The organism is candidate division WOR-3 bacterium (assembly GCA_029858255.1).
Taxonomy (GTDB): Bacteria; Hydrothermota; Tepidihabitantia; order SM23-42; family SM23-42; genus SM23-42.
Window position 1 is genome coordinate 1 of the sequence record JAOUFJ010000046.1, and the last position, 9104, is coordinate 9104.

A 9104-nucleotide genomic window follows, 5' to 3' on the forward strand; every position below is an offset into this window, starting at 1 on the left:
ATTTGCGCTTTGTGATTGCTTCGTCGTCCCTCGGCACGCTCGGCACTCCTCGCAATGACCTTGAATGGCTGTAATTTTCGATGATGTACTATATGTTTTTGCTATTTGGATTTGTTTGATACGGCTTTGCCGAATCAAACAGTCCAATTCTGCAGTCTTACATCTTTGAGTTTGACGTTGAACTTCAAACACGGAGTGCGGTCTATTTCAACGCCTTTTTGTTTGGCATCGATCATGAACTCCACCATGCTCTGGTCATCGACATTCAAGTCCCCGAGCGGAATAGACATTTCTCCAACTTTATCAATAACACAGATGAAATTCTTGCCTTCACAAACAGCTAACTCTACATCCTTTGGAGTGAAAAATCTGATACGATACTCGTAAGCAGAGATATCTTCGTACTCAATGTCGAATCTGATATACAGATTTTTATCATCGAAGCCGCAGTAAACCCGCGAGAACAAACCGGCAAACCTGTGCATCGTGCCGCCCATGCGTTTTATATCAACATAGCCGGCATTGTACCATTCGTAGTAATTGGTAACACGACCGTCGATCACCGGACTGATCCTGTCTATCGGCTGGCAGGAAAAAACCTCGGCTTTCTGCTGGATCGGCGAATACAGTTCAACAGGTGGCTCCTCGCCGATCTTCTGATAGATCCATATCGTGTGCTGCCTGAACAATTCATCGAAAACCTGGGTCGTGGCTGAGACATGACCTGAACCAAACCACCAGAACCAATCACTACCCTCGAGCATATACAGACGGTTCCATATTTCTTTGTCCGTAATATCCCTTGCTGTCAATTTCTGCCTTACGTCTTCGATGATCTTCCAGCCAATATGGTCTTCGGGCTGGCCTATCCAGATATTGAAATTTGCGCCGATCCAAGAGCCGGGAAAAAGCGAGGGCAATTCATTCTTGACCCCGTGTTCCTCCAAGAATCCGGACACCGTAGTTGTCGGGATATTCTGCTTGACAAGTTCGCCGTAAAGCGCCTCGAAGAACTGGGTTCCGTCATTTGCATAAGCTTCCCACGCATTCTCACCATCGAGTATCACCGACACAATAAATTTGTCAAAAGAAGGAAGTTGATTGCTGATCCTCTTCATCCTTTCGACAAAATCCTGTGCCGCCTTCTCCTGGTCCCACGCATAGTAAGTAAAACCTATCAAATCAGAGATAATGTGATCCCTGAACACAAAGTTCACGCCATTGTACTTCCACGGTTTATACAGAAGATCCGCATAGTTGGGCACACCCTTATCATTACGGTAGAATGAACGCTTCGTGCTCCGAGCGAGTATTTCTTCATCTGTCGCCACCCAGTTGATGCCCAATTTTGAAAACATCGGCATCAATTCTTCACAAACACTGCCTTCAGATGGCCACATGCCTTTTGGCTTCCGGCCGAAAATATCCTCGAATACTTTTATGCCTTCTGCTATCTGATTCTCAGCATCTTCTGGATGCGCGAACCTTAGAGGAATATTCAGGTTCGGATTCGATACCCTGGCAAGATCACTGTTCACAAGTAAGGGCAAGATCGGATGGTAAAGCGGTGATGTTGTCAGTTCTATTTGCCCTGCATCAAATGCCTTTTTGTACTCGTCGAATATCGAACCCATTATCTTATTCTCAAGTCCGATCAATCTATCCTTGTCTCCATCGCTGAAGTTCTTTCCTTTTTCATACAGGTCCTTGATTTCTTCACGGAATATTGGATCGACCCACACAAGATTTGACCACATCTGCAGATCACGCCACTCAGCAGAAGTGAAGGTTTGGGCTATCGATGGTAATTCGTCCTCAACAATATTCTTGCCGCGTTTAAGTAGCAACGATAGATATCTTGGGTAAGGACCTATCATTTTGTCCCAGTTCGCCAGGAAGAAATCGCGCAGTATCTGGATCTTCTCTTCATCCGAAAGTTCCTCAGGCTTTTTCTTGAACAAGAGGAATTGTTCATCTGTGATCTCACCTGAAATGTAGTCCTTTATTTGCAGTAGCAATGACGGTGTGAAATTGAAGGTCAGCCTGAACTCCGGGAATTTCTGCGCGTTCTTCAACATATCGAGGTAGTCCTTCAGACAATGCAGTCTCACCCACGGTAATGGCAGGATTTTGCCCTGAGGACCCGTATACATCGGCTGGTGGAAATGCCAGATAAAAGCGACCGATATGTTATTATGCATACGCGTGGTCTATGAAGGTTGAGATAACATTGTCACGGCAAATTCTCTGCCGACGGAATGGCCTATTTGTTGAAATAACCCAAATAGAACCGTGCGTCCGCCGCGACATCATTAGGAGGGGGAGGTTCACTATCGACCAGGCCCTGCAGGATCTTCCGGGCTTTCTCGGTATCGCCGAGTAATCCTATGACGCGGCCGTATGCGAGCGTGCCGTAGACCTGCAGCGGCGCATCTTTATCACGCATCAATTTTTCGTAATACTTCGCTGCGAGTTCATAATCTTTCGTACCTTCAGCTGCATTTCCCGCACCCATCAAGGCCGAAGGTCGGAGCAAGTAGTCATTCTTCTCCGCAGCGAGAAATCTATCGAAGAAATCGATCGATTCATCGAACCTGCCTGTGTGATACGTCAGGACACCAAGATAATAAAGGCCGATCTTCCCCGCACGCGTGTTCCCGTACTGTTGAGTCAATTCGGTCAACACACCCTCGGCTTCTTGAATTCTCCCGGTCGACATCAAGCCCAATGCCTGGGTATGGAGTAGGTCAGCCTGAGGATGAGTTTGTTCGCCGCGCGAGATGAAAAATATTACCAACACAACCGCAGCAACAAAAACCACCCCGATGAATATCGATTTTTCACGATGCCGGACAATGTATTTCATCACCTTTTCCATCGTGCTCTGGAACTCGTCTTCTTTGTAATGCCCTCTTTTAATTTGTCTCATGATAAATTCCTTTCACCTTCCGATAATTATCTTTCCCTTCCTGCCCCGCACCTATGCCCGAGAAATCCCGGGCAGGCAATTTCATCCCTCACATTTTGCTGAAACGTTAAGTTAAGTTTCCGCTATCCGCATTATTCACAAAAGCTCGCTCAACTTACCCTTATCGAAACGCCCGAAAAGGTACGGGATCCTCCCGTTTCCTTCTTACCCCGCACCTTTTGAATCCGGCGCTTTGACTTCCTAATAGGCGCGCACTATGTACGGATAGATCTCCGATATCCACCATGTCCGCGCCAGAAAAGATGCGGGATGCTGAATTCTAAAATCGCATTATCCAACAAATGCGAGTAGAATTCGCATACCCCTGACCCGATTCGAACGGGTGGCCTGCGATTTAGGAAACCGCTGCTCTATCCAGCTGAGCTACAGGGGTAATGGGACACACCCTTTGATAACAGATGATAGATAACTATATCCGGTACTGTCATCGGTTATCTCCTGTCCGTTATCAGTAGATTATAGTGATTTTGGATGGTTAGTCAATTGCATAAGGAGTTTAATGGGGACAGGCATAAACTTTTAACACTTCTGGACAAAAAGAGACGTTGGGATCGTTATTATCGCTAATTGCGCTACTAACGTTGGCTCATTGATGTCGCTGATGTAGAATTCGCGATCCGGCGTAAACTTCCGTTTTTCAGCAAGGAAGTGTATGTGTGTCCCCGCTTAATGGGTTCTTTCCACGATGTAGTCGAGCAAATCCATAAGGGACTGGCGCGGCCTACCAGCCGGGAGTTTTGCCAATACACCCTTGCATTTGCGCGTATGCGCCCTTGCTTCTTCCAGTGCATCTTGAATTGCGCCTGACTCACGCACCATTGTGAGGAAAGTACTCAATTCTCTGCGATCCATCTTTCCAGATATGATCCTGTCGATACTTTTGTCATCAGGATGCCGTTCAAGATAACAAATAGCCGGTAAGGTAATCACCCCATCAACCATATCACTGCCTGCTGGTTTGCCCAGCTGGCTCTCGGTTCCGACATAGTCCAGTACGTCATCAACGATCTGATAGGCAATACCGAACTCCCGGCCGAACATACTCAATGATGCGATATCGGTTTTTGTACTACCTGCCAGCAAACCGACCATGTGCGCGGCAGCGGAAAAGAGCGATGCGGTCTTGGCATCAATGCTGCGAAAATAAACATCCCGGGTTTTCTTGTTTTGTCTCGAGTAATGATAGGTGATTTCCGCGGCCGACATCGTGTACAATGCCTCGGCAAACACACCGAGAATATCAGGATTCTCGAGTTCTGCAATCAACGAAACCGACCGTGCGAGAAGATAATCTCCGGCCAGAACTGTGGCGCCCGGCGGCCATAACGCATTAAGCGTCTTATGTCCCCTGCGCAAAAGTGAGTTATCAACGAGGTCATCATGTATCAGAGTCGCGCTGTGTAACACTTCTACGGCTGCAGCAAGAATATGGAGTTTCCGCTTTTGGACTTTGTACAAACTACCGGTCAAAACAACCAGGGCGGATCTCAATCTCTTACCACCGCCAAGTGAATACTCCAGCATGGAACTGAGTGGCACCTGGACGCCAGAGCCGACACCATTTGTTATCGTCTCGATCTTGTTCAGATCTTTGTTTACCGGCGTGAGTATTGTATGCAACCTGTCCTCTGGCATGCTAACCTCTACCATCTTCTGCATGAACAAAACAGCACGGATCCTCAGCAAGATAATCCCCGGTCGAAGCCCATGCCCGGCCCCTGCATCCGCCGCACATTCTGCGATACTGACATTCACCACACTGTCCCTTGAGCAGCCATTCCCGACGCCGTAATTCATTCAAGATTTTTGATCCAGTCCAGATATCCATGAAAGGATTTTCGCGGACATTACCGCAACTCACTTCAATGAATGGACATGGCCAGACCGCGCCATCCGGCTTTATGTAGACAAACCCACGGCCGGCAGAGCAGCCGTGGAACACTTTTTCAGCCATGTACAAAGCCATGCCGCTAGAAATGCGCGCCCGGTTGAGCAGAAAAGGCCAGTATTGAGGACCGGCAACCGGCTCCATTATCGCATTAGTCTGCCCCTGCGCCTGCGCCATGAAATTTGCCAGCCATTCATTGGCGTCCTTTCCCAGAGCCGCTTTCTCGATGCTGCGGCCCCTACCGACCGGCACTAACTGATAGATGAGAAGAATCCCCGTGTCCAGGTCGTCAACGAGCGTCATGAGCCGGTTCAACTGATTCATGTTGTATTCCATTGCTGTAATGTTGATATGCAATAGAATCCCTGCGCCCGTCAGGGCACGCATGCCTTCCACTGCCGCGTCAAAAGAACCGGTCATGCCCCGCACCCTGTCATGTGTTTCTGCGGTGAAGCCATCAAGACTGACCGCCGCTATTACTACACCGTGGTCACGCAAGCGCCGCGCAACCTTATCGTCGATCAGTGTAGCATTGGTTGCAATTGTATTAGTAAATCCCAGTTCCCCGGAATAAGCGAGAAGTTCAAACAGGTCAGGTCGCATCAGAGGCTCGCCACCCGTGAATGCCATCATCCGGAAATTCCCCACACGTGATAGATCGTCCAACAAAAGCTTTGCCTGCTCCGTGGTCAGCTCATCAGCGCCAGGCTCGCCGCCGGCAGTATGACAGTGCACGCAATTCAAGTTACACGCAGTAGTCATCTCCCAGACCGGATGGTCTGGAAAACCAATACAACCCATGCCGCGCGAACCCCCGGCGCCGGGCAGGCACCTGATCCCGTATCTCAAGAACCAACGGGGCAGCTTGCGCCATCGCGTGAGGGTACCGACTGCAAGCGCGCTCGCTGCCTGGCGAAAGATCAAACTCGGCGGCCACCAGTATGGTTTCACCTGACGTTTCGTTCGCGATTTTCTAATGGACGAGGTCATTCCCATATCTCACGTAAATGCTACAATATAGGACGCGGTGGTGCCAAGGTTAACAAGGATATTCACGCCGCAAAGCTTTTCGAGTGTCTGCCTGTTTCCCCAGCGTCCTTGCATGACCAGTACAACGAGTGCCAATGAGACAGCCGCAACCGGTATATAAAGCCACAGTGCTTTCATGGGAACTCTCTGGTTTAACGAGAGAATGAAAGACAATATACCGCCGATGCCAGCGATGCTGTAAACATAAGCACCATGCTTCCTACCCAATCTCACGAGCATATTCGTTTTGCCGGCTGCCATGTCCGCTTCGTAATCAGGATATTCATTGAGCAGAATAACATTGAAAATCGTGAGCCCGATTGGAACCGCCATCCAGTGAACAAGAGGAAGAATACGTCCTGCCTGCAAATAAAAACTCACTGCCAGAGGAAGCCAGCCGTAGCAGAAGGCGATCAAAAACTCTCCCAGTCCGGTGCGCACCCAGCGTATCGGCCGTGCCGAATAGAAGAATCCGGCAAACATCCCTGCCACACCAAATGGTAATGTCCACGGCCCGGTTCTGTATACGAATTGCAGCACGATACCCACGACCAAAGCCAATGACAAGCTCGCAATCGAGGCAGAGAGTGCAACCCGTCTCGGCAGAATTCCTTTTTGAAGAACGCCAGAACCGCCGGCAAATTTGCTCGGTCTGTTCCTTGCCGAAAGAGTATCTTCAACATAATCCCAGTATTCTCCTCCATAATAAGTAGAAAGCATGATCAAAATAACACCGATCGTCCCGAGCATCAGCACCTGGAAATTGAACACTCCTTGAGTTTTGTTTGCGAGCACGGTCCCGAGAATGAATGGCAGAACACCTACCGTGTGAAATGGCGGCCGGGAAAGGGCGAGCCACGCCTGTATTTTAGTCATTCTTTTACACTTTGTTTGACTAATAACCCCGCTATTACGGAAAAAGACTGCCTGCGCGTCAAGCTTCTTTAATTCTCTGAAGCACGATCTTTGTTTCTATTCCGTTGATATTCAATACTTGCGAGACATCACCCTGCTGAGCAGATGCAGATACCTCAACGGCTAGTGTTTCATTCTTAAGATAATCAAGGTTGTCATTTATCGCATCCCTCAATTTGGCATTCGCTTCGTAGAAGATCTTTATCCTGTCGACAAGATCGAAATCGGCTTCCTTGCGCATGAGTTGTATCTTGTGAATGAGTTCTCTGATCAAACCTTCATTCTCCAATTCGCTGGTTATTTCTGTGCGAACAGCGACACCAAATTCATCTTCGGTTGCGACCGACCATCCGGTCTTTTCAACTTTATTTATCTCAACGTCACTGTCCGCTATCTCATATATTTCGCCATCGATCTCACGTTTCAAGAATTTGAATTTTATCAGCTTCTCGATATCCTTCTGGCTCAATGATCTTAACCACTTTGCTCCCTTGTTTATATTCTTGCCTAATTTGGGTCCCAACCGATCGAACAGCGGCGTCACGCTGTATTCGAAAATTCTATTAAGCGCACTCGGACCTGACGAACCAAATTTCTTTATGTTGAGTTCTTCAAGAATGATCGCCTTGTCGTCCTCGGTGAGATTGAGGTCGTCTTTCGGAATACTGACTACTATCTCAGACAATGGCTGCCTGATCTTCATGTTCGCCTTGCTCCGTGCCGAGCGGCCGAGCGATACAATGGTCCTCGTCAGCCTGATCTCCCGCTCAAGACTTTCGTCCACGAGTCGCTTCTCGCTGTCGGGGAAATCACAGAGGTGGATGCTCTCCGGTGCATTTTGATCGACCTGCACAACAAGATTTTGATAGATCTCATCGGTCAGGAAAGGCATGATCGGCGATATCAGTTTGACCAGTTTGACCAGGCACTCGTACAATACAAGATAAGCCGTCGTCTTGTCTTCGTCGCTTTCCGATTTCCAGAACCTCCGGCGGTTGCGCCGCACATACCAGTTCGAAAGGTCATCAAAGTAGTCCTCGGTCGTCCTGGCAACCGATGTTATGTCATATGCCTCGTAGTACGAATCGCATTCCCTGACAAACGAATTCGTGCGTGAGCGTATCCAGCGGTCAAGTTTTGTCAGTTGTTTTTCATCTATCTTCTTGCCAGTTGGATTGAACCCATCAATATTAGCATAGGTCACGAAAAATGAATAGACGTTCCACATAGTAAGCAAAGTACGTTTGATCTCACTGGCGAATCCATAACCGAAATTCAAATTCTGCACCGGATTATGCCGGGCGAACAACCAGCGCATGACATCGGCGCCGACCTTCTCCGCAGCTTCGTCAGACCATATCGCATTACCCTTGCTCTTGTGCATTTCCTGACCATTCTCGTCGCGCAGCGAGGCGTAACCCATGAGCGCCTTGAACGGCGGTTTATTCTCCAGCACCGTGCTCATCGTGAGGATTGCATAAAACCAGTTACGGAACTGCCCTGGAAAACACTCGGTAATGAAATCAGCGGGAAACCACTCGCGCCAGTATGATTTATCAAAAGGGTAGCCATTGGATAAATTGTACATATCATCGGGTGGTCTGATCGTCGAATAAGGAACAATACCCGCATCGAGCCAGGGATTACCAACATCAGGAATACGTGAAGCCATTTCACCGCATTTTTCGCACTTGATCTTAACCTTATCGATCCAGGGACGGTGCGGAGAATTGCCCTCAAACTCCTGCCAACCCTCGACTGCTTTCTCCTTCAATTCATCACGGCTGCCAATCACCGTGAAATGACCGCATTTGCATTTCCAGATCGGCAGCGCAAGACCCCAGTAGCGTTTCTTTGATACACACCAATCAGACATGTTCTTCAGCCAGTCCAGTTCACGGGCGAGACCGAATTCGGGGATCCATTTTTCGACCTTCTTCGCTACCTCTGCGATCTCGTCACGCAGCGCGTCCATAGAAATGAACCACTCGTCGACGAGTCTGAACACGAGCTCGCTGTCGCAGCGCCAGCAAACCGGATACCGGTGGGCATAATCTCCAACCGCATAGAGCATATCGCGTTTCTTTAGATCTTCGATTATTACCTCAGCCACGTCGCCGACGTCCTTGCCCGAAAGACAGTCAAAGCCTTCCATGTAAACGCCCAGTTCATCGAGCGGCGCGATCGTCTTCAGTCCGAATTCTTTTCCGAGCGCAAAATCCTCTTTTCCGCAGCCCGGCGCGATATGAACAAGACCGGTCCCCTCGGTCTCGCTGACCTCTT

At 48.8% G+C, this 9104-nt stretch carries 6 protein-coding genes and 1 tRNA gene; all 7 read right to left on the reverse strand.

What is annotated here, in order from left to right; all coding sequences use genetic code 11:
- Positions 1 to 134 precede the first annotated feature (134 nt).
- On the reverse strand, positions 135 to 2201 hold the full coding sequence (locus OEV79_11620) for a glycoside hydrolase family 57 protein (GenBank protein MDH4212085.1): 2067 nt from the start codon (positions 2199 to 2201) through the stop codon (positions 135 to 137).
- A 62-nt stretch (positions 2202 to 2263) separates the two neighbouring features.
- A complete protein-coding gene (locus tag OEV79_11625) occupies positions 2264 to 2929 on the reverse strand; it encodes a tetratricopeptide repeat protein (GenBank protein ID MDH4212086.1) in 666 nt (221 codons plus the stop codon).
- 359 nt (positions 2930 to 3288) lie between these two features.
- Positions 3289 to 3362, reverse strand: a tRNA-Arg gene (locus OEV79_11630).
- A 293-nt stretch (positions 3363 to 3655) separates the two neighbouring features.
- Positions 3656 to 4648: a polyprenyl synthetase family protein gene (locus OEV79_11635; GenBank protein ID MDH4212087.1), complete on the reverse strand. Its 993-nt coding sequence runs from the start codon at positions 4646 to 4648 to the stop codon at positions 3656 to 3658.
- Entirely contained in the window at positions 4626 to 5867 is a 1242-nt protein-coding gene (locus OEV79_11640; GenBank protein MDH4212088.1) for a radical SAM protein, read from the reverse strand. Before OEV79_11640 ends, OEV79_11635 begins: the two co-directional genes overlap by 23 nt.
- Before the next feature lie 9 nt (positions 5868 to 5876).
- Entirely contained in the window at positions 5877 to 6782 is a 906-nt protein-coding gene (locus tag OEV79_11645; protein ID MDH4212089.1) for a prenyltransferase, read from the reverse strand.
- Positions 6783 to 6840: 58 nt separating this feature from the next.
- On the reverse strand, positions 6841 to 9104 hold a 2264-nt coding region (locus OEV79_11650; protein MDH4212090.1), incomplete at its 5' end, for a class I tRNA ligase family protein.